Annotated in this window: 18 protein-coding genes; 17 read left to right on the forward strand and 1 reads right to left on the reverse strand. The window is 51.0% G+C overall.

What is annotated here, in order from left to right; all coding sequences use genetic code 11:
* Positions 1–160: 160 nt before the first annotated feature.
* From ACTL32_RS00460 to ACTL32_RS00500, 9 genes are all read left to right on the forward strand, one after another.
* Positions 161–2296, forward strand: coding sequence for a (Fe-S)-binding protein (locus tag ACTL32_RS00460; protein ID WP_441339628.1), 2136 nt, complete (start codon positions 161–163; stop codon positions 2294–2296).
* Positions 2297–2884: 588 nt separating this feature from the next.
* Positions 2885–4081, forward strand: a complete 1197-nt coding sequence (locus ACTL32_RS00465) for an acetyl-CoA C-acetyltransferase (protein ID WP_441339629.1) — start codon at positions 2885–2887, stop codon at positions 4079–4081.
* Positions 4082–4083: 2 nt separating this feature from the next.
* Positions 4084–4935 (forward strand): 3-hydroxybutyryl-CoA dehydrogenase, encoded by an 852-nt coding sequence (locus tag ACTL32_RS00470; RefSeq protein ID WP_441339630.1) that lies wholly within the window; start codon positions 4084–4086, stop codon positions 4933–4935.
* A gap of 19 nt (positions 4936–4954) precedes the next feature.
* Positions 4955–6091, forward strand: coding sequence for an acyl-CoA dehydrogenase (locus tag ACTL32_RS00475; protein ID WP_441339631.1), 1137 nt, complete (start codon positions 4955–4957; stop codon positions 6089–6091).
* 196 nt (positions 6092–6287) lie between these two features.
* The gene (locus tag ACTL32_RS00480; protein WP_441339632.1) at positions 6288–7427 is read left to right on the forward strand and encodes an acyl-CoA dehydrogenase; all 1140 of its coding nucleotides are present in this window, start codon (positions 6288–6290) and stop codon (positions 7425–7427) included.
* Positions 7428–7445: 18 nt separating this feature from the next.
* Entirely contained in the window at positions 7446–8090 is a 645-nt protein-coding gene (locus ACTL32_RS00485; RefSeq protein ID WP_441339633.1) for a TetR/AcrR family transcriptional regulator, read from the forward strand.
* A gap of 3 nt (positions 8091–8093) precedes the next feature.
* Entirely contained in the window at positions 8094–11345 is a 3252-nt protein-coding gene (icmF, locus tag ACTL32_RS00490; protein ID WP_441339634.1) for a fused isobutyryl-CoA mutase/GTPase IcmF, read from the forward strand.
* Between the two features lie 726 nt (positions 11346–12071).
* Positions 12072–12668, forward strand: a complete 597-nt coding sequence (gene rpoE / locus ACTL32_RS00495) for a DNA-directed RNA polymerase subunit delta (RefSeq protein WP_441339635.1) — start codon at positions 12072–12074, stop codon at positions 12666–12668.
* A gap of 155 nt (positions 12669–12823) precedes the next feature.
* A complete protein-coding gene (locus ACTL32_RS00500; RefSeq protein WP_441339636.1) occupies positions 12824–14419 on the forward strand; it encodes a CTP synthase in 1596 nt (531 codons plus the stop codon).
* 54 nt (positions 14420–14473) lie between these two features.
* Here the strand turns inward: ACTL32_RS00500 and ACTL32_RS00505 are convergent, their stop codons facing one another.
* Positions 14474–14959 (reverse strand): DUF2529 family protein, encoded by a 486-nt coding sequence (locus ACTL32_RS00505; RefSeq protein WP_441339637.1) that lies wholly within the window; start codon positions 14957–14959, stop codon positions 14474–14476.
* 103 nt (positions 14960–15062) lie between these two features.
* Between ACTL32_RS00505 and ACTL32_RS00510 the strand changes: the two genes are divergently transcribed.
* The 8 genes from ACTL32_RS00510 (at position 15063) to ACTL32_RS00545 (ending at position 22066) form a co-directional block, all read left to right on the forward strand.
* Complete coding sequence (locus ACTL32_RS00510; RefSeq protein WP_441339638.1) at positions 15063–15422, forward strand: response regulator; 360 nt, start codon at positions 15063–15065, stop codon at positions 15420–15422.
* Between the two features lie 86 nt (positions 15423–15508).
* On the forward strand, positions 15509–16366 hold the full coding sequence (locus ACTL32_RS00515) for a class II fructose-bisphosphate aldolase (RefSeq protein ID WP_441339639.1): 858 nt from the start codon (positions 15509–15511) through the stop codon (positions 16364–16366).
* A gap of 79 nt (positions 16367–16445) precedes the next feature.
* Complete coding sequence (gene fsa, locus ACTL32_RS00520) at positions 16446–17108, forward strand: fructose-6-phosphate aldolase (RefSeq protein WP_441339640.1); 663 nt, start codon at positions 16446–16448, stop codon at positions 17106–17108.
* Positions 17109–17203: 95 nt separating this feature from the next.
* Positions 17204–18502 carry a UDP-N-acetylglucosamine 1-carboxyvinyltransferase gene (locus ACTL32_RS00525; RefSeq protein WP_441339642.1) on the forward strand — a complete coding sequence of 433 codons (1299 nt, stop codon included), beginning with the start codon at positions 17204–17206 and terminating at the stop codon, positions 18500–18502.
* Positions 18503–18576: 74 nt separating this feature from the next.
* Positions 18577–19542, forward strand: coding sequence for a class II fructose-bisphosphatase (gene glpX / locus ACTL32_RS00530; protein ID WP_441339643.1), 966 nt, complete (start codon positions 18577–18579; stop codon positions 19540–19542).
* Positions 19543–19664: 122 nt separating this feature from the next.
* Positions 19665–20948, forward strand: a complete 1284-nt coding sequence (gene rho / locus ACTL32_RS00535; protein WP_204891077.1) for a transcription termination factor Rho — start codon at positions 19665–19667, stop codon at positions 20946–20948.
* 151 nt (positions 20949–21099) lie between these two features.
* Positions 21100–21315 (forward strand): 50S ribosomal protein L31, encoded by a 216-nt coding sequence (gene rpmE / locus ACTL32_RS00540; RefSeq protein ID WP_441339644.1) that lies wholly within the window; start codon positions 21100–21102, stop codon positions 21313–21315.
* 157 nt (positions 21316–21472) lie between these two features.
* Positions 21473–22066 carry a thymidine kinase gene (locus ACTL32_RS00545; RefSeq protein ID WP_441339645.1) on the forward strand — a complete coding sequence of 198 codons (594 nt, stop codon included), beginning with the start codon at positions 21473–21475 and terminating at the stop codon, positions 22064–22066.
* The last annotated feature ends 32 nt before the right edge of the window (positions 22067–22098 follow it).

Below are 22098 nucleotides of genomic sequence, written 5' to 3' on the forward strand. Positions count from 1 at the left end.
GGGATGTGTATAATTAAAAATGAAAACCCTTTCAGTTTTGGGTTGACTGAATGCTCATTCATATTCTAATATAAAAGAAAGAATCGACAATGCTGCAAGGGTCACGTACTATTTACTTAAGGTTTTTAAGGGAGTTGCACATAACAAAGGGGGATTTTCAATGGAGCCATTGCTCATAGCAAACTGGGTGCTGTTTTTGGCCATCACGATATATGCTGTGTACTTATTCGTGTATTTGCTGAAGACGCGCTATGATTTCATCAAGCTCGGAAAGAAAGCGGAGTTTGAAGAAAACTTCAACGAACGCTTGCGCAAAGTCATGGTCAATGTCTTTGGCCAGAAGAAGTTGATGAAGGACAAAAAGAGCGGGACGATCCATGTCATGTTCTTCTACGGATTTTTGTTAGTACAGGCAAGCGCCATTGATTTTATCATCAAAGGGCTTGTACCGGGCGCGCATCTGCCGCTTGGGCCGCTTTATCCGGCATTCACGTTCTTCCAGGAGATCGTAACGCTGACGATTCTCGTCGCTGTTGTCTGGGCCTTCTATAGAAGATATATTGAAAAGCTGGTCCGCTTGAAGCGCGGCTGGAAATCAGGCCTTGTGCTGATCTTCATCGGCGGCTTGATGGTTTCGGTCCTTGTCGGGAACGGTGCTTCAATGGTTTGGCTGGAGCACGAACGAGCTTGGACGGAACCTGTCGCATCGGTATTCGCGACCTTGTTCGCAGGGCTTCCGGCTACTGCTGCCGCTGCCATTTTCTACGTCATGTGGTGGGCGCATCTCTTGTTCCTATTGACATTCCTGGTTTACGTACCACAATCCAAGCATGCCCACTTGATCTTCGGGCCTGTAAACACGTGGTTTCACCGCGTCGACCATGTCGGCCGTTTGAAGCCGATCAATTTCGAAGAACTTGAAGACGCGGATGACGAAGATGAAGTGCCTTCGTTCGGCGTCGGGAAAATCACAGATTTCACGCAGACGCAGATGATCGATTTCTACGCTTGCGTAGAATGCGGACGCTGCACGAATATGTGTCCGGCGACCAATACCGGGAAGATGCTTTCCCCGATGGACTTGATCACGAAGCTTCGCGATAACTTGACGAATACAGGCGCGGTCATGACCCGCCAGAAACCGTGGGTGCCGGCACTGGCATTCAACAACACCAAAGGCAATCAGCTGGCAATGGCTGCAGGAGCGGAAGGCGTTTCAATCGATGACCTTTACAGCCCAAGCCTGATCGGAGACGTCATCACAGAAGAAGAAATCTGGGCGTGCACAACTTGCCGCAACTGTGAAGACCAATGTCCGGTAATGAACGAGCACGTGGATAAAATCATCGACCTTCGCCGGTACTTGGTAATGACGGAAGGGAAAATGGACAAAGATGCTCAGCGCGCGATGACCAACATCGAAAAGCAGGGCAATCCATGGGGCCTTAACCGCAAAGAAAAAGAAAACTGGAGAGACGCTGCGCCTGACGTCAGCATCCCGACAGTGAAAGAAATGAACAAAGCCGGCGAAGAATTCGAATTCCTCTTCTGGGTTGGATCGATGGGTTCATTCGACAGCCGTTCACAGAAAATCGCCATTTCATTCGCCCGTTTGATGAACGAAGCGGGAGTGAAATTCGCGATTCTTGGAAACAAGGAAAAGAACTCAGGAGACACGCCGCGCCGCCTCGGAAATGAATTCCTGTTCCAGGAACTGGCGACAGCGAACATCCAGGAGTTTGAAAAAGCGGACATCAAGAAGATCGTGACGATCGATCCGCACGCTTATAACATCTTCAAAAACGAGTATCCGGATTTCGGCTTTAAAGCGGAAGTCTACCACCATACGGAAATGCTGTTCGAGCTGGTGCAGGACGGCCGCTTGAAACCGCAATTCCCGGTAAATGAAAAAATCACGTTCCATGATTCCTGCTACCTTGGCCGCTACAATGATGTCTACGACGCACCTCGGGAAATCCTGAAGGCGATCGAAGGCGTCGAATTGGTCGAAATGGTCCGCAACCGCCAAGACGCCATGTGCTGCGGCGCTGGAGGCGGATTGATGTGGATGGAAGAAGATACCGGCCACCGCGTCAACGTCGCCCGTACCGAACAGGCGCTTGTCGTCAACCCGACCATCATCTCTTCCGGCTGCCCTTACTGCTTGACGATGCTGTCTGACGGCACGAAAGCAAAAGAAGTCGAAGAAACCGTCGGCACATACGATGTGGCAGAATTGCTGGAGATGGCAGTGATCGGCAAGCAAACACCGATGCCGGAACCAGTCGTCCAATAAGAATTGCCAAAAGAGCGAAAATTGTTTAAGATAATAGCATAAGCAACAAAAAAGAAAGGGAGTTTAACCACTCCCTTTTGTTTTGGATTAAAGCCGAGCGAGCGTTCAGTCAATCATATTGGCCGAACGCCATTCGGCCAATATGATTTGCGCCGAAGCTAGCAAAGCGATGCAGGCGCAAAGTTATTAACGGCATTAATTCTAAAAACGGTAATCTTCTCGAAGCTAGCGAAGCGATGCAGAGGCAATAGTTAATAAAGGCGCCGAAGCAACGGAGCGAAGCGAAGTGATGCAGGAGCAAAGTTAATATCTGCACTAACTCTAAAAACGGTAACTTTCTCGAAGCTAGCGAAGCAGAAACAAGTTATCAACGATTTAAAAGTTTTATCTGCGATTTGGAGCAACTTATCAGCGATTCTGAAGATTTGTCCGCGATTTCAATAATTTATCTGCGAATCTGAACACTTTATCTGCGATTCGGAGAATTTATCTGCAGCCATCCAATCTTCTCAAACTAGGATCAATGAAACACCGCATAATTTTTTTACTCAGCTTTGAAAACGTTTACAAACAAGGAGGAAAAAGATCATGGCAAAAACAGTTATTCTTGACGGGGCACGTACAGCATTTGGGAAATTCGGAGGGAATTTGAGTACGCTGACTGCGAGCGAACTTGGCGCGGAAGCCATCAAAGCAGCGATGAGCCGCGCGGGCATCCAGCCGGAAGACGTACAGGAAGTCATTATGGGGAACGTTCTCCAGGCAGGGCAAGGGCAGATCCCTTCACGCCAAGCGGCGAAAAAAGCGGGGATTCCATACAACGTCAAATCCGAAACGATCAATAAAGTCTGTGCATCGGGCATGCGTGCTATCACGCTCGCTGACCAGATCATCCGCTTAGGAGATGAAGAAGTCATCGTGGCAGGCGGCATGGAGTCGATGTCGAACGCACCGTATTATCTGCCGAAAGCACGCTGGGGCCTTCGCATGGGCGATGCCCAAGTAATTGACGGCATGGTGCACGACGGTTTGTCTTGCTCTTTCCATCCGGATAAAGTCCACATGGGCAACTACGGCAACTCGACGGCTGAAGCGTTCTCGCTGACGCGTGAAGCACAGGACGAATGGTCGGCCCGTTCACACGAGCGCGCGATAAATGCGAAAGATTTGTTTGCAGAAGAAATCGTCGCGATCGAGATTCCGCAGCGCAAAGGCGATCCGATTACAGTGGACACTGATGAGGCGCCGCGCGCGAATTCAACCATCGAAGCATTGGCGAAACTGAAGCCGGCATTCGGCAAAGATGGCACGATTACAGCCGGAAATGCACCAGGCATCAACGACGGAGCAGCAGCTCTTGTCCTGATGAGCCAAGAACGCGCCCAAAAAGAAGGCAAGAACGTCCTGGCTACGATTCTTGCGCATACGGAAGTCGCAATCGAGCCAAACCGTTTCCCGGAAACACCCGGAATTGTCATCAATGAATTATTGAAGAAAACCGGCAAATCATTGGACGATATCGACTTGGTGGAAATTAACGAGGCATTTGCTGCAGTAGCGCTAGCAAGCTCGCAAATTGCGAATCTGGACGCTGAAAAAGTGAACGTCAACGGCGGTTCGGTGGCGCTTGGGCATCCAATCGGTGCAAGCGGAGCGCGCATCATCCTGACTCTGGCATATGAATTGAAACGCCGCGGAGGCGGCATCGGCATTGCGGCCATCTGCTCAGGAGGCGGACAAGGCGATGCAATCATGATCGAAGTTCCAAAACAGGAGGCAAACTGACAATGGCGATTCAAAACGTAATGGTGATCGGTGCCGGGCAAATGGGATCCGGCATCGCCCAAGTGTGTGCACAAGCAGGATTCAATGTGAAATTGAACGATATGAAGCAGGAAGCGTTCGACCGCGGACTGGGCAACATCACGAAAAACTTGTCCCGCAATGTGGAAAAAGGGCGTCTGACGGAAGAAGAGAAAACGGCGATCCTCGGCCGCATTACGCCATCGCTCGATTTGGAAGATGCGCATGATGCCGACATCATCATCGAAGCGGCTGTCGAAAACATGGAAATCAAACACAGCATCTTCAAAACTTTAGACGAAGTGGCACCGAAACATGCAATTCTTGCTTCGAACACATCTTCACTTCCGATTACGGAAATCGCAGCGGCGACCAACCGTCCGGAACAGGTCATCGGCATGCACTTCATGAATCCGGTGCCGGTAATGAAGCTGGTGGAAATCATCCGCGGACTTGCAACAACGGATGAAGTTTATAAAACCGTTGAAGAAATGACGTTGAAACTTTCGAAAACACCGGTGGAATGCAATGACTTCCCTGGATTTGTTTCTAACCGCATCCTGATGCCGATGATCAACGAAGCGATTTTCACGCTGCAAGAAGGTGTCGCGACAAAAGAAGCGATTGACGATATTATGCGCCTCGGCATGAACCATCCGATGGGGCCTCTGCAATTAGCTGATTTTATTGGCCTGGATACTTGCCTCTACATCATGGAAGTGCTGCACGACGGTTTTGGCGACAGCAAATACCGCCCAAGCCCGCTCTTGCGCCAATACGTAAAAGCTGGATGGCTCGGCAAGAAAACCGGCCGTGGATTCTACGAGTACAGCTAATTTTAGGAGGAACCCCGCAATGGATCTGAGATTCACAGAAGAACAATTGATGATGAGAAACATGGTGCGCGATTTCGCGAAAGAAGAAATCTCGCCTTATATCGAACAGATGGAAGAAGGGCATTTCCCGAGGGAAATCCTGAAGAAAATGGCAGAACTTGGCTTGATGGGCATCACAGCTCCTGAGAAATGGGGCGGCTCTGAAATGGACTTCACTTCTTATATTATCGCCATCCACGAATTGTCCAAAGTCAGCGCTGTGATTGGCGTTATTCTTTCGGTCCATACGTCGGTCGGCACAAACCCGATTTTGAATTTCGGTTCAGAAGAACAGATCCAGAAATACGTGCCGAAGCTTGCATCCGGCGAATACCTGGGTGCATTCGCTTTAACGGAACCGTCAGCCGGATCGGATGCGGCAAGCCTGAAGACCAAAGCCGTTCTTCAAGGCGACCATTACGTATTGAATGGCTCGAAAGTGTTCATCACCAACGGAGGCGAAGCCGATACATACATCGTTTTCGCTTCGACAAAGCCGGAAGCAGGCTCACGCGGCATCTCCGCTTTTATTGTTGAAAAGGATTTTCCAGGCTTGATCGTCGGCAAAGACGAAAAGAAAATGGGCCTTCATGGTTCACGCACAGTCCAATTGACGTTCGACAACATGAAAGTGCCGGCTGAAAACCTGCTCGGCCAGGAGAATAAAGGCTTCAGCATCGCCATGGCCAACTTGAACGTCGGACGCATCGGCATCGCTGCCCAGGCGCTCGGCATCGCCGAAGCGGCCTATGATTATGCGGTGGCCTACGCGAAAGAGCGCGTCCAGTTCGGCAAACCGATTGCCCAGCAGCAAGGCATCGGATTCAAGCTGGCGGACATGGCAACGCAAGTCGAAGCAGCGAAACTGCTTGTCTACAATGCAGCTGACCTTTACGCGCGCGGCAAGGATTGCAATAAAGAAGCGTCAATTGCGAAATTGTTCGCTTCAAAAGCGGCGATGGACGTGGCAATCGAAGCGGTCCAAGTATTCGGCGGCTACGGTTACACGGAAGACTATCCGGTAGAAAGATTATTCCGCGACGCGAAAATCACGGAAATCTACGAAGGCACAAGCGAAATCCAACGAATGGTCATCAGCAAGCAATTGACAAAATAAACAACTCTATTAAAGAGTAGAATTAATTATTACTTATTTTGATATGGAGCAAAGCGGCGGAGACTGCCGCGGGATAGCGAAGTGCAGAGATCCACTCGGGCGTCTAGCCCGAGTTAGCTCGGCACAAGCCCGCAGCAAAGCGCAGCCGTTTTGCGGGATATCATTAAACATCTAACCTAACTGGAGGAATTAGAAAATGAACTTTCAATTAAGCGAAGAACATGAAATGATCCGCAAAATGGTACGCGATTTTGCCAATAAAGAAGTGGCGCCGACTGCAGAAGAGCGCGACGAGGAAGAACGCTTCGACCGCGAAATCTTCGACAAGATGGCTGAACTTGGCCTGACAGGCATTCCGTGGCCGGAAGAATACGGCGGAATCGGCTCTGATTATTTGGCCTACTGCATCGCGGTGGAAGAATTGTCACGCGTTTGTGCATCAACAGGCGTAACGCTTTCAGCTCACACATCTCTTGCAGGATGGCCGGTATACACATTCGGAACGGAAGAGCAGAAACAGAAATACCTTCGCCCGATGGCGGAAGGCACGAAAATCGGTGCATACGGACTGACTGAACCGCAATCCGGTTCGGACGCTGGAGGCATGAAAACGAACGCGAAAGAAGACGGCGACCATTACATCTTGAATGGCTCGAAAATCTTCATTACAAACGGCGGCATTGCAGACATCTATATCGTTTTTGCAGTAACCGATCCGGAATCGAAACATAAAGGCACCACTGCATTCATCGTCGAGAAAGACTTCGAAGGCTTCTCGGTCGGCAAAAAAGAGAAGAAGCTCGGGATCCGTTCAAGCCCGACAACTGAAATCATCTTCGACAACTGCCGCGTGCCGAAAGAGAACGTCTTGGGCGAACTTGGCCAAGGCTTCAAGATCGCAATGCAGACGCTTGACGGCGGACGCAACGGAATCGCAGCACAGGCTGTCGGAATCGCACAAGGCGCATTGGATGCATCTGTCACTTACGCGAAAGAGCGCGAGCAGTTCGGCAAGCCGATTGCTGCAAACCAGGGGATTTCATTCAAATTGGCGGACATGGCGACTTCGATTGAAGCTTCACGCCTTCTGACATACCAGGCAGCTTGGTTGGAATCAAACAAACTTTCTTACAGCAAAGAATCAGCGATGGCGAAATTGATGGCCGGCGATACAGCGATGAAAGTCACTGTCGAAGCGGTTCAGGTATTCGGCGGCTACGGCTATACAAAAGACTACCCGGTGGAACGCTATATGCGCGATGCGAAAATCACTCAAATCTATGAAGGCACACAGGAAATCCAGCGTCTGGTCATTTCCCGTATGGTCACGAAATAACAACCGGAGGTTCGGCCCATGAATAAAAAGCGCGAAGTCCAGTCCTCTGTGAAAGACGAAAGCCTGATTGCAAAGCGCCGGGCGCAGATGATCCGGGGCGCTGTCACGCTTTTTAAAGAGAAGGGCTTTCATCGGACGACGACAAGGGAAATAGCAAAAGCATCCGGCTTCAGTATCGGCACGCTTTATGAATACATCCGGACGAAAGAAGATGTGCTGTACTTGGTCTGTGACTCGATCTACGACGAAGTGCATGCGCGTCTCGAGACGCTCGATATCGAAAAAGGATCATTGAACGTGCTCGTCACAGCAATCGAGCATTATTACGGCTTGATCGATGACATGCAGGACGAATTCGTCGTCATGTACCAGGAATCGAAGTCGCTGCCGAAAGATGCGCTGCAATATGTGCTTAACAAGGAAATGGAAATGGTGTCGCTGTTCGAGCGCCTTTTGAAGGATTGCGCGGAAAACGGCGAGCTGAATTTGGAGCCGAAGGAAATTACGCTGGCCGCCCATCATTTATTTGTCCAAGGGCAGATGTGGGCGTTCCGGCGCTGGGCGCTCCGCGATTACACCATTGAAGAATTCATCAAAACGCAAACGCAATTTCTGCTGCAGGGGATGGCAGGGGAAAAAATCACGATACAGGGGGTCCAATAGATTATGGCAACAGTTCAAGAAGAAAAGGCCTACAAGCCGAAAAACCATGTCCGTTTTGTCACTGCGTCCAGTTTGTTTGACGGCCATGACGCGTCCATCAATATCATGCGCCGCATTTTGCAGGCGGCAGGAGCGGAAGTCATCCATCTAGGCCACAACCGGTCTGTAGAAGAAGTGGTGAACGCGGCAATCCAGGAAGATGTCCAGGGAATCTGCATTTCATCTTACCAGGGCGGCCACATGGAATACTTCAAGTATATGTACGACCTCCTCCAGGAAAGAGGCGCAGGCCACATCCGCATTTACGGTGGAGGCGGAGGCGTCATCATGCCGAGGGAAATCAAAGAATTGCATGACTACGGCATCGCCGGCATTTTCTCGCCTGAAGACGGCCGCAAAAAAGGCCTCCAGGGCATGATCCAGGAAATCGTGGAAGAATGCGATTTCTCGACGGTGAAAGAAGACTTGCCGCTTGAAAACATTACAGCTGACAACCCGGTCGCACTTGCGAACTTGATCACTGCAGCGGAAGAAGCCCATACGCGGGACACCGATACGGATGAGCTGCTTGCCGCGGCCCGTGCACAGACGAAAAACACGCCGGTCCTCGGAATCACCGGAACAGGCGGAGCGGGCAAGAGCTCGCTGACGGATGAATTGATCCGCCGCTTCCTGTCTGAACTGCCGGACAAGAAAATCGCGATCCTTTCGATCGACCCGACCAAACAGAAGACAGGCGGCGCGCTTCTTGGCGACCGCATCCGCATGAACGCCATCTTCAACAAGCGCGTATTCATGAGAAGCTTGGCAACCCGCGGTTCGCGCACGGAACTGTCCGGTGCGCTCGGCGATGTGCTCGATGTTGTGAAAGCGGCAGATTTTGATCTGATTGTCGTCGAAACAAGCGGGATCGGCCAAGGGGATGCGGAAATTGCGAACTTCTCCGACGTCTCGATGTACGTCATGACAAGCGAATTCGGTGCGCCATCGCAGCTTGAGAAAATCGACATGATCGATTATGCAGACCTGATCGTCATCAATAAATTCGAACGCAAAGGTTCGGAAGACGCACTGCGCCAAGTACAGAAGCAATTCCAGCGCAGCCATCTGCTATGGGATAAGGACCTGGACTCAATGCCGGTATTCGGCACCATTGCGAGCCAGTTCAATGACAAAGGCACCAACTCGCTGTTCGCTGCGCTTGTCCATACGGTCAATGAAAAATGCGGCACGGAATGGACAACGGATTACGAACAATTCGTCAAAACCCAGAAAGAGAACTTGATCATCCCGAACGACCGCCGCTATTATTTGCGCGAAATCACCGATGCAGTGCGCGGTTATCACACGAAAGCGAAAGAGCAGGCTGCTTTTGCACGCCGGTTGTTCCAGCTTGAAGGCGCAATCGAAGCGGTCAAAGAAAAAGCCCCGGACGATGCGTTGGTCGCTTCACTTCAATCGCTCGCTTATGGCGTACGCGAAGAATTGACCGCTGAATCCAAACGCATTCTGGAAAACTGGAAAACACTGAAAGAAGCTTATACGGGCGATGAATTTGTCACTACGGTCCGTGACAAGGAAATCCGCACTATTCTGCGTACAGAAAGTCTTTCCGGATTGAAGATTCCGCGTGTCGTACTGCCGAAATTCGAAGATTACGGCGAAATCTTGAAATGGGTTCTTTTAGAGAACGTTCCGGGTTCATTCCCATACACTGCTGGAGTATTCCCGTTCAAACGCGAAGGGGAAGATCCGAAGCGCCAGTTTGCAGGCGAAGGAACGCCGGAACGTACAAACCGGAGATTTCATTATTTGTCAAAAGACGATGATGCAAAACGTTTATCGACCGCGTTTGATTCCGTAACGCTTTACGGCGAAGATCCGGATCACCGTCCGGACATTTACGGGAAAGTCGGCGAGTCGGGCGTATCGATCTGTACGCTGGATGACATGAAGAAACTATATGCAGGATTTGACCTGTGCGCGCCGTCGACATCGGTTTCGATGACGATCAACGGGCCGGCACCGATCATCCTGGCGATGTTCATGAACACGGCAATCGACCAGCAAGTGAAAATCAATGAAGAGAAATTCGGCCGTCCGTTGACGCTTGAGGAATTTACGGAAGTGCGCGAATCCACGCTGCAAGTTGTACGCGGTACCGTACAAGCTGACATTCTGAAGGAAGACCAAGGGCAGAACACGTGCATCTTCTCGACGGAATTCGCACTTCGCATGATGGGCGATATTCAGCAGTACTTTATCGACCACAAAGTCCGCAACTACTATTCTGTATCGATTTCGGGCTACCATATTGCCGAAGCGGGTGCGAACCCGATTTCGCAATTGGCGTTCACTTTGTCGAACGGTTTCACGTACGTGGAGTACTACTTGAGCCGCGGCATGAACATCGATGACTTCGCACCGAACCTTTCGTTCTTCTTCTCGAACGGCCTGGATCCGGAATATACGGTCATCGGCCGTGTGGCACGCCGCATTTGGGCAATTGTCATGCGCGATAAATACGGCGCGAACGAGCGCAGCCAGAAACTGAAGTACCATGTCCAGACTTCCGGACGCAGCTTGCACGCCCAGGAAATCGACTTTAACGACATCCGCACAACGCTGCAGGCGTTGATGGCGCTTCAGGACAACTGCAACTCGCTTCACACGAACGCCTACGACGAAGCCATCACGACGCCGACGGAGGAATCCGTAAGACGTGCGATGGCCATCCAGATGATCATCACAAAAGAGCACGGCTTGTCGAAAAACGAGAACCCGCTGCAAGGCGCGTTCATCATCGAAGAAATGACGCAGCTCGTCGAAGAAGCAGTGCTTGCGGAATTCGACCGCATCAACGACCGAGGCGGCGTGCTTGGCGCGATGGAAACGCAATACCAGCGCGGCAAGATCCAGGAAGAGTCGATGTTCTACGAAATGAAGAAACATACGGGCGAACTGCCGATCATCGGCGTCAACACGTATTTGAACCCGAACCCGCAATCGGACGACGACATCAATGCGATGGAAATCGCACGTGCGACGAAGGAAGAAAAAGAAACACAAATCGCCAACTTGCGCGCTTTCCAGGAACGCAACGCATCAGACGAAGCTTTGGCCCGCCTGAAACACGTAGCGAAAACCGGCGGCAACATCTTCGAAGAATTGATGGAAACCGTGAAAGTCGCAAGTCTAGGCCAAATCACAACCGCCTTGTACGAAGTCGGCGGACAGTATCGCCGGAATATGTAAGGTTGAAAGTAGGCTTGTATTAACCGCTTCGGCGCTCTGGGCAGAGCAAAGACGATTGCTCCTGCGCAAGCTCGTCGCAAAGGCGCTGCTGAAAGTGCCTGGCACCACCTTGGCTCCCGCAATGAGCCGAGAAGAACACTCGTCTCATAGCTTCGCCCAGCCCGTAGGCGCGCCGGCGCTGGTATAGTTCTTTGAAAGCTGATTACTTCACTTAGTTAGCAGTAATATCGAAAATGAAAGATTACTTGTTCAAGTATATAAGTAATCCGAAACACTGTAAGAGTTGAAAGTAGAAGAGAAAATCGCTTGCGTAAGTGCCGCAAGCGATTTTTTTCGTTTTTGCAAGGGGAGCCGCTGATTGAAGAAGGTGGAGGAGGTTTTAGAAGGCAAATCGTTCTTTACGCTCGTTCGGCAGATCACGCGCCAAGCAAGTCGCTTTGCAGCACCAAAATCTGTATAATAGAAAAGAATGCACAGAAGAATTCACAAAGGACGATCGCCCATGCCGAAATACGTGCACTACATCATCATTACCCTTTGCATCGTGTTGACTTTCTTTCTTTACAATAAAGCGCTAGGATCGATTCCGTTCTTGATCTTGTCGTTTTACTTGTTTTTTTTCGCTTGGACGCAAGTTCGGAGCAGAAAAAAGAAAACACGGTAGCGGAGCGCAACAACTTTGTATATAATGAATGGAGTTAATGATAGAGAAGGGACGTGCACAGTTTGAAATTACGTGAATTATCAAGAGATGAACTGATCGAAGAGTCGTTTGTCGACTTGACATATGCAATGCTGGAAGAGACGCACGAAACAAGAACGTATAGCGAGTTGGTTGCGGAAATCGAAAACTTGCTGGGCTTGTCCAAAGAAGACATGAAAGCACGCCTTGTTCAGTTCTACACAGACCTGAACATCGACGGCCGCTTCCTGATTCTTGGCGAAAACCGCTGGGGCCTCCGCGAATGGTATCCGGTGGAACAGATTGAAGAAGAATCTGCTCCGACGGTCAAAGTGCGCAAGAAAAAAGCGAAGACTCAAGAAGAAGACGATTTCGACGATTTGGACCTCGAACATGAGGACGAATTGGAATTCGACGATTTCGACGAAGATGATGAAGATGACGATGACGATGATGACGTAGTCGGCATCCGTGTCGATGAAGAGGACGACATCCTGAAAACGCCGGAAGTGGAAGTCCTGGACTTCGACGTGGACGACGACGATGAGGAAGATGTCGACGTGCTGGTGGAAGATATGGACGGCAACATCATCGATGACGAAGAAGACGAAGATGACGACTTGGAAGATGACCTCAAGTAGTCTGAACATTTTTTTACCTTGACTTAAGAGGCAAGACTGGATAAGATTTTACTGGGCTCCTTAAAAAGGAGAAATGATCTGTACAGTTTACGCGCTCCCTCTGCACCATGCAGGCGGGGCGCTTTTTATTTTTACCATTGAAGGAGGAAATGAGCATGACAAAGTATATTTTTGTGACCGGTGGTGTGGTATCATCACTTGGCAAAGGGATCACCGCCGCATCACTCGGGCGATTATTGAAAAACAGAGGATTGAAAGTGACAATCCAGAAATTCGATCCATACATCAACATTGACCCGGGCACGATGAGCCCTTACCAGCACGGGGAAGTCTACGTGACGGACGACGGCGCAGAGACGGATCTGGACCTTGGCCATTATGAGCGTTTCATCGACATCAATTTAAATAAATACTCGAATGTGACGACGGGGAAAGTCTATTCGACAGTAATCCAAAAAGAGCGCCGCGGCGACTACTTGGGCGGAACGGTCCAAGTCATCCCGCACATCACCAATGAAATCAAAGACCGCCTCCTTCGCGCAGCGAAAACAGCTCAGGCTGACGTGGTCATCACGGAAATCGGCGGAACGGTCGGCGATATCGAATCGCTGCCATTCCTTGAAGCGATCCGCCAGATGAAGTCGGACCTTGGCCGCGACGATGTCATGTACATCCACTGTACGCTCATCCCGTACCTTGGCGCTGCAAAAGAAATGAAAACAAAACCGACCCAGCACAGCGTGAAAGAATTGCGCAGCCTCGGCATCCAGCCGAACTTGATCGTTGTCCGTACGGAATATCCGGTGCCGCAGGAAATGAAAGACAAAATCGCGTTGTTCTGCGATATCAAAGCGGAAGAAGTGATCGAGTCGCGCGACGTTGACGTGATCTACGAAATGCCGCTTCGCCTGCAGGAGCAGAACATGGACCAGATCGTTCTTGACCATTTCGGCATCGAAGCGCCGCAAGCGGACATGACGGAATGGAACCAACTTGTCGACAAAGTGAAATCGTTGTCGAAAACGGTCCGCATCGGCCTTGTCGGGAAATACGTTGAACTTCAGGACGCCTACATTTCGGTCGTAGAAGCGTTGAAGCACGCAGGCTTCGCGTTCGACGCAGAAATCGAAGTGGAATGGATCAACGCAGAATACATCAATGCAGAGAACGTTGCCGAGCAATTGAAAAACGTCGACGGCATCCTGATCCCTGGCGGATTCGGTGACCGCGGCGTGGAAGGCAAGATTGCCGCGACGCAATTCGCGCGCGAAAACAATGTGCCGTTCTTCGGCATCTGCCTAGGGATGCAGCTCGCTTCTGTCGAGTTCGCCCGCAGCATCATGGACATGAAAGGCGCACATTCTTCGGAATTGGAGCCGAAGACGCCTTATCCGGTCATCGACTTGCTGCCGGAACAAAAAGACATCGAAGACCTTGGCGGCACCCTTCGCCTGGGCCTATACCCGGCGAAATTGGAGCGGGGTTCGAAAGCGCACGAAGCATACGGCGAAGAATTGGTGTACGAACGCCACCGCCACCGCTACGAGTTCAACAACGAGTACCGCGAGCAATTCGAAGCAGCCGGATTCAAGTTCTCAGGAACGAGCCCGGATGGCCGTCTTGTGGAAATCATCGAGCTTGAAAACCACCCATGGTTTGTCGCTTGCCAATTCCACCCGGAATTCATCTCGCGCCCGACGCGTCCGCAGCCTTTATTCAGAGAATTCGTCCGCGCATCACTCGGCGAATAACATACACAAAGAAAAAAAGCCTTTCCGTTTTCAGGAAAGGCTTTTTGTTCAATCTCACTCTGCGAGCATTTCATCGATCGCCAGTTTGATTGCGTGGTAGACATACAGCGCACCGATGGCATAGGGATACACGGCCCGGCTGCCGTCGTCCAAAGGGATCAGCCCTTTTTTGATGCCGAGCGAGACGGAGGCATCGGCTTCGACGCCTTCGCGCGCCTCGCCGAAGAGCACGGCGAACGGAAGGTGGGCGTCATTGAGCCGGCCGATCAATTCATCGGCTTCATCGTGCTTGGCAAGGATCCATACCCGGTCTTCCGGCATGACGATGCTTTCAGGCGTCCATTCGGCCGCACTTTGCAGCGGCTCAGAACCTCCAAGCGCAACGGGAAGGACCGCTTTCATCTCGCCGAAGGCAGCGAGGAAGATCGTGCCTTCGCCGATGGCCGCCTGGGCGAGCAGCCGGGCGGTTTCTTCAATGGACTCCTCCTGCTGCGAGATCCGCTGGAATAGGCCAGCCAGTTGGGTTATTAGCATTTTCATTTTTTCTCACCTCATATTAATGAGTATACCAGATGGGCAATGGTAGAATAACTTGCCAGCATTTAGTAAAATGGAAAGAAAACACAGGAAGGAATGAAGCCTTTTGCACACGATACTGATCGTTGATGACCAGACAGGCATACGCTTATTATTGAACGAAGTATTCAAGAAGGAAGGCTTCCATACCTTACTGGCTGCGAACGGGAAACAGGCGCTGCAGCAAGCGGAGGAGACGCCGCCTGACATAGTGCTGCTCGACATGAAGATTCCCGGAATGGACGGCATCGAGATTCTCAAGGGGCTGAAAAAGCTGCAGCAGGACATCCGGGTCATCATGATGACCGCTTACGGCGAACTTGATGTCATCGAGGAATCGATCGACAACGGGGCGTGCTGTTATTTCACCAAACCGTTCGATGTTTTTGAAATCCGCAATGCTGTAAAGGAAATGTTAAGAGACTGATATATGCCCGAAGTGGCGGAATCATGCGGTTTTTGGTATAGTATAAAGGATATTTGGATAGAGCCACTGCTGAGGAGGAAATAGGAATGCCGTTAGTTTCAATGAAAGAAATGATGATCAAAGGAAAACAAGAAGGCTATGCAATCGGCCAATTCAATTTAAATAATCTTGAGTTCACTCAAGCGATTCTGCAGGCGGCACAGGAGGAGAACTCCCCTGTCATTCTTGGCGTATCAGAAGGCGCAGCCCGCTACATGGGCGGCTTCACCACAGTTGTACATATGGTGAAGGGCTTGATGCACGATTATAAAACGACTGTTCCTGTGGCCATTCACCTGGACCACGGTTCGAGCTTTGAGAAATGCAAAGAAGCGATCGATGCCGGATTCACATCCGTCATGATCGATGCATCGCATCACCCGTTTGAAGAGAACATCGAAATCACAAAACAAGTGGTGGAATATGCACATAAAAATAATGTATCCGTAGAAGCGGAACTGGGCACAGTCGGCGGACAGGAAGACGACGTTATTGCAGACGGCGTCATTTACGCCGATCCGCAGGAATGCAAGCAGCTTGTCGACGAATCGGGCATCGACTGCCTAGCGCCGGCTCTTGGATCGGTCCACGGCCCGTACAAAGGCGAGCCGAACCTTGGCTTTAAAGAAATGGAAGAAATTTCGCAGCTTTGCGACGTGCCGCTTGTCCTGCACGGCGGAACCGGGATTCCTATAAAGGATATCCAGCGTTCTGTTGCACTGGGGACGGCAAAGATCAACGTGAACACGGAAAACCAGATCGCTTCGGCGAAAGCGGTCCGTGAAGCATTGGCAAAAGATGCAGAAATGTATGACCCGCGCAAATACTTGACGCCGGCACGCGAAGCGATCAAAGCAACTGTCATCGGCAAGATGCGTGAATTCGGAAGTTCAGGAAAAGCTTAATAAAACAAAGAATGGATGAAAGAGAGAAGCGTCCGATGGGTGTCTTCTCTTTTTTCCATCAAACTAGGAGGAAAACACAATGAAATTTTTTATTGATACAGCTAACTTCGAAGAAATCAAAGAAGCACATTCATGGGGCATCCTTTCCGGCGTGACGACAAACCCGTCATTGGTAGCGAAAGAGAAGAATGTTTCATTCCACGACCGCTTGAAGGAAATCGCGGCACTTGTCGACGGATCGATCAGCGGGGAAGTCATTGCGCTTGATGCAGAAGGCATGATCAAAGAAGGCCGCGAATTGGCTGCACTTGCACCGAACATCACGGTGAAATTGCCGATGACGCCAGACGGCTTGAAAGCATGTTCAGTCCTTGCGTCAGAAGGCACAAAAGTCAACGTGACGTTGATCTTCAGCGCGAACCAGGCACTTCTTGCAGCACGTGCAGGCGCTTCATACGTTTCGCCGTTCCTTGGACGTTTGGATGATATCGGCCATAACGGCATGGACCTGATTGCAACGATTGCAGAAATCTTTGCGATCCATGATATCCAGACGGAAATCATCGCCGCTTCGATCCGCCACCCGCAACACGTGACAGACGCAGCGTTGAACGGCGCGCACATCGGCACAATGCCGATCAAAGTGATGCAGCAAATGTTCAAGCACCCACTGACAGATAAAGGAATCGAAGCATTCCTGGCAGATTGGGAAAAACGCTCTGTTGAAGAAGAGGCGAAATAAGTTTCGCCTGGCTCTGGTGGACGCCAATTGACCAATTGGACTTTAACGGCATAGGAAACCCCTTGCCCGATAAAGTGATAAAAAGGAGAAATTAGATGGACGTTTATAAAATAAAAGGCGGCAAGCGCCTTTCAGGCACAATCAAAGTGAACGGGGCAAAAAACAGTGCGGTGGCATTGATTCCCGCATCGATCCTGGCAAACTCGCCAGTGCAGATCGAAGGCTTGCCTGAAATCTCTGATGTTTGGACATTGAAGAATATCCTGGAAGAAATCGGCGGGGAAGTCTCATTTGAAGGCGGAACAATGAACATCGATCCGACCCATATGATCGACATGCCTTTGCCGAACGGCAATGTGAAAAAATTGCGCGCTTCCTATTATATGATGGGTGCGATGCTCGGACGCTTCAAGCATGCGGCAATCGGGCTTCCCGGCGGCTGTTTCCTTGGACCTCGTCCAATCGACCAGCACATCAAAGGCTTTGAAGCCCTGGGCGCCAAAGTGACGAATGAACACGGCGCCATCTACCTGCGCGCAGATGAACTGCGCGGCGCGAAAATCTATCTCGACGTAGTCAGCGTCGGCGCGACAATCAATATCATGCTCGCGGCGGTCCTGGCGAAAGGGCAGACCACCATTGAAAACGCGGCGAAAGAACCGGAAATCATCGACGTGGCTACGCTTCTTACGAATATGGGCGCTAAAATCAAGGGTGCGGGGACGAATGTCATCCGCATTGACGGTGTGGAAGAGCTTCACGGCACAAACCATACGATCATCCCGGACCGCATCGAAGCCGGAACATTCATGGTCATGGCAGCAGCCATCGGCGACGGCATCACGATTGACAACGTCATTCCGTTCCACATGGAAGCCCTGACGGAGAAGCTTCGCGAAATGGGCGTCGATGTGCAGGAAGGCGAGGAATCAATCTACATTCCGAAGCCGGACCAATTGCATGCGATTGACGTGAAAACCCTGGTCTACCCAGGTTTCGCCACCGATCTGCAGCAGCCGTTCTCGGTCTTGATGACGCAGGCGACCGGATCTTCCATGATCACGGATACGATCTATTCAGCCCGCTTCAAGCATATCGACGAATTGCGCCGCATGAATGCCAGCGGACGGGTGGAAGGCCGCGCTGCGATCATCACCGGCCCGACGCCGCTGACGGCAGCGACAGTTGTCGCGTCCGACCTCCGGGCAGGCGCCGCATTGGTGATTGCCGGCCTGTTGGCTGAAGGGGAAACGGAAATTCGTGAAATCTACCATATTGAACGCGGCTACTCGGACATCGTCCAGAAGCTGCGCGGCCTTGGCGCCGACATCCGCCGCGAGACGGTGGATCCGGTTGCCAGCTCCCAGTCCGAGCAAGGCGCGAATACAAACTGACTTCTTTTTGGCTTTTTGAATTATGCTACACTATTTAGAGATGGACCTATAGCTGAACGGGAGGAACTGATATTATGGAACGAAGTTTATCAATGGAACTGGTTCGGATTACGGAGGCGGCTGCGATCGCCTCTTCTAAATGGATGGGCCGCGGACTGAAGAACGAAGCGGACGATGCTGCGACGACAGCCATGCGCACTGTTTTTGATACCATTCCGATGCGTGGAGTGGTCGTCATCGGCGAAGGCGAAATGGACGAAGCACCGATGCTCTATATCGGCGAAGAGCTCGGAACCGGGCAGGGGCCGGAAGTGGATGTTGCAGTCGACCCGCTTGAAGGGACGAACATCGTCGCAGCCGGCGGCTGGAACGCGCTTGCGGTCCTGGCAATTGCAGACCGCGGCAATCTGTTGAATGCTCCGGACATGTACATGGATAAAATTGCAGTCGGCCCTGAATCAGTTGGCAAAATCGACATCAATGCACCGGTTATTGAAAACCTGCGTGCCGTCGCCAAAGCGAAAAACAAAGATATTGAAGATGTGGTAGCGACAATCCTTGACCGGCCGCGCCATAAAGACATCATCGATCAGATCCGCGCGGCAGGAGCCCGCATCAAGCTGATCAATGATGGCGATGTGGCCGGTGCGATCAATACGGCATTCGATAAAACCGGTGTGGACATCCTTTTCGGCATCGGCGGGGCGCCAGAAGGCGTCATCGCAGCAGTAGGATTGAAATGCCTCGGCGGTGAAATCCAAGGCAAACTGCTTCCGCAGAACGAAGAGGAAGCGCAGCGCTGCAGAGATATGGGCATCGATGTCAACAAAGTCCTGAAGATGGAAGACCTGGTCAAAGGGGACGACGCGATTTTTGCCGCAACCGGCGTAACGGACGGCGAATTGCTGCGCGGCGTACAGCTGAAAGGCTCATTCGCTGAAAGCCATACATTGGTCATGCGCGCAAAATCCGGTACTGTCCGCTTTGTTGAAGGGCGCCACAGCTTGAAGAAGAAACCGAATCTTGTCATGAACGATTGATCAACTTCTAAAATGAGTCCGGCGAATGCCGGGCTCCTTCTTTAAAGATCTTTCCTAACCTATCCAACGAATGATCCTCAAAACAATTAACCCTAAAAAATGAGTAAGAGTGGTGTCCCATAATGACAACAATAACAATTTCCGCATTGGAAAACATGACGCTGAGAGAGCTGTACACTTTGGCGAAAGAATATAAATTGACGAACTACAGCAAATTGAGCAAGAAAGAATTGATTTTCGCCATCTTGAAAACGCGCGCAGAGCAAGAAGGCTTCTTCTTTATGGAAGGCGTCCTGGAAATCATCCAATCGGAAGGCTTCGGCTTCCTTCGCCCGATCAATTATTCGCCAAGCTCACAGGACATCTACATTTCCGCTTCCCAGATCCGCCGCTTCGATTTGCGGAATGGCGATAAAGTATCCGGGAAAGTGCGGCCTCCGAAGGAGAATGAACGGTATTTCGGATTGCTGCAAGTGGAAGCCGTCAATGGCGAAGACCCGGAAGTGGCCAAGGAACGGGTCCATTTTCCGGGACTTACGCCGCTTTACCCGGACCGCCACATCAAACTGGAAACGACGCCGGACCGGCTGTCGACCCGGATCATGGATTTGGTTGCACCTGTCGGGTTCGGCCAGCGCGGCCTGATTGTCGCGCCGCCGAAAGCCGGCAAGACGATGCTGTTGAAGCAGATCGCCAATTCGATCACGACAAACCATCCGGAAGCGGAATTGATTGTGTTGCTGATCGATGAGCGTCCGGAAGAAGTGACGGATATCGAGCGTTCGGTGGATGCGGACGTCGTATCCTCCACGTTTGACGAAGTGCCGGAAAACCACGTGAAAGTGGCGGAACTCGTCCTCGAACGGGCGATGCGCCTGGTGGAGCATAAACGGGACGTCATCATCTTGATGGATTCGATCACACGACTGGCGCGGGCATATAATTTGGTCATTCCGCCAAGCGGCCGTACACTGTCAGGAGGGATCGATCCGGCAGCATTCCACCGGCCGAAACGCTTTTTCGGGGCAGCCCGCAACATTGAAGAAGGCGGCAGCCTGACAATCCTGGCCACTGCATTGGTTGAAACCGGATCGCGCATGGATGAAGTCATCTACGAGGAATTCAAAGGCACCGGCAATATGGAGCTGCATCTTGACCGCAGCCTCGCAGAACGGCGCATTTTCCCGGCGATTGACATCCGCCGCTCCGGCACGCGCAAAGAAGAACTTTTGCTGCAGCCGGATCAGCTGGACAAATTATGGGCCATCCGCAAAACGTTTTCCGATTCACCGGATTTCGGGGAACGCTTTCTGAAAAAACTCAGCGGCACCAAGACAAACGAAGAGTTTTTCGAGCAGCTGGCCAATGAATTGAAAGCTCATCGCAGCAATAAAAAGATGATCTAAATAGTTGCAAACAGCAGCCGGATTTGATATGATTATGAAAGTGAATCAATACATGACTATTGCATATATGGCCTAAAGAGCCATGTAAGGCAATAGCAAAATAGATCATAAACTCTGTTCCAGATGGTTCAGGGCGGGAGGAGAAAAACACATGAAAACAGGTATTCATCCAGATTACAAACAAGCAACGGTAACTTGCTCTTGCGGCAACAGCTTCACTACAGGCTCTGTAAAAGAGAACATCAACGTCGAGCTTTGCTCAGAGTGCCACCCATTCTACACTGGACGCCAGAAATTTGCTGCTGCAGACGGCCGCGTAGACCGTTTCAACAAAAAATACGGCATCAAAGAAGAAGTATCCAAGTAAGATCAAAATATACCTGCCAAGCGCGAAAACGCGAGGCAGGTATTTTTTTGGTTTATTGCTCGGATAATCCTTTTACATAATGTAAAAATAGCAGTAATCGCCGCCGAATTTAGGTATGATTAAAATAATGAAAAGCGTTTGAAAGGGGTCTCACTATATGTACGTCATGAAACAGTCAGGCTGGGTAGAGCTGATTTGCGGGAGCATGTTTTCAGGGAAATCGGAGGAACTGATCCGCCGGGTGCGCCGTGCGCAATTTGCAAAACAGAAGATTGCAGTATTCAAACCGAAATTGGACAACCGCTATAGCGAAGAAGAAGTCGTTTCCCATAACGGCACCAAAGTCATTGCATTGCCGATCGGGCATTCCGAGGAATTATGGAATTACATTTCAGATGAATACGACGTCATCGCAATTGACGAAGCGCAGTTTTTTGACGATGAGATTATTACGAACGTACAGAAGTTGGCAGACCATGGTTTCCGGGTCATCGTGGCGGGGCTTGACCAGGATTTCCGTGGACGCCCGTTTGGCCCGATGCCGGACCTCTTGGCTGTCGCCGAGCAAGTTACGAAATTGCAGGCTGTCTGCACCGTATGCGGTTCACCTGCAAGCCGGACGCAGCGCCTGATCGACGGCAAACCGGCTGGCTCCGACGATCCGACGATCCTGGTAGGGGCATCAGAAGCCTACGAGCCGCGCTGCCGCCATCATCACGAAGTGCCGGCAGGCGTGACAGTTTCAAATTAAGTTTATAATATAGAAGAGATTTTTCACATGCC

The sequence above is a fragment of the Planococcus sp. FY231025 genome, from assembly GCF_052078085.1.
Lineage (GTDB): Bacteria > Bacillota > Bacilli > Bacillales_A > Planococcaceae > Planococcus.